This is a genomic window from Pseudomonas pharyngis (assembly GCF_021602345.1).
Taxonomy (GTDB): domain Bacteria; phylum Pseudomonadota; class Gammaproteobacteria; order Pseudomonadales; family Pseudomonadaceae; genus Aquipseudomonas; species Aquipseudomonas pharyngis.
In genome coordinates this window covers 1-598 of sequence record NZ_BQID01000042.1, presented here as the reverse complement: position 1 = coordinate 598, position 598 = coordinate 1, and the positions used below count along the sequence as shown (strand labels likewise).

The window sequence follows — 598 nt, the reverse complement described above, 5'->3', positions numbered from 1 at the left end:
TCACTTGACCATATAACCCCAAGCAATCTGGTTATACTGTGAAGACGACATTCGCCGAAAATTCGAATTTCTCAACTAAGAGAACTCACAAATTTTACCTTAGCCTGATCACCACCAGTGAAAGTGGCTCTCAGTCTATCTTTCTATCACATACCCAAATTTTTAAAGAACGATCTAATCAAAAGACTAGAAATCAATATTCAACTCGAATATTCATTTCTAAACTCTCAAACTTTCGAAGCAGTTTATGGTGGAGCCAAGCGGGATCGAACCGCTGACCTCCTGCGTGCAAGGCAGGCGCTCTCCCAGCTGAGCTATGGCCCCATAACAAAATTGGTGGGTCTGGGCAGATTCGAACTGCCGACCTCACCCTTATCAGGGGTGCGCTCTAACCAACTGAGCTACAGACCCAATTTCGAGCTTGTAACTGCTAGCTGTGAGCTATCAGCTTGGAGCTTAAAGCTGCTTCTATCGTCTTCTTCAATGAATCAAGCAATTCGTGTGGGAACTTATGGAGCAGCTGATGTCGTCGATTAAGGAGGTGATCCAGCCGCAGGTTCCCCTACGGCTACCTTGTTACGACTTCACCCCAGTCATG

General features: G+C 46.0%; 2 tRNA genes and 1 rRNA gene. All 3 read right to left on the bottom strand.

The features are described from left to right. Positions 1-248: 248 nt before the first annotated feature. Positions 249-324, bottom strand: a tRNA-Ala gene (locus tag L6D74_RS29870). A 10-nt stretch (positions 325-334) separates the two neighbouring features. Next, positions 335-411 (bottom strand) — tRNA-Ile (locus L6D74_RS29865). Positions 412-534: 123 nt separating this feature from the next. Then, positions 535-598: ribosomal RNA gene (locus L6D74_RS29860) — 16S ribosomal RNA — on the bottom strand; the annotation flags it as partial.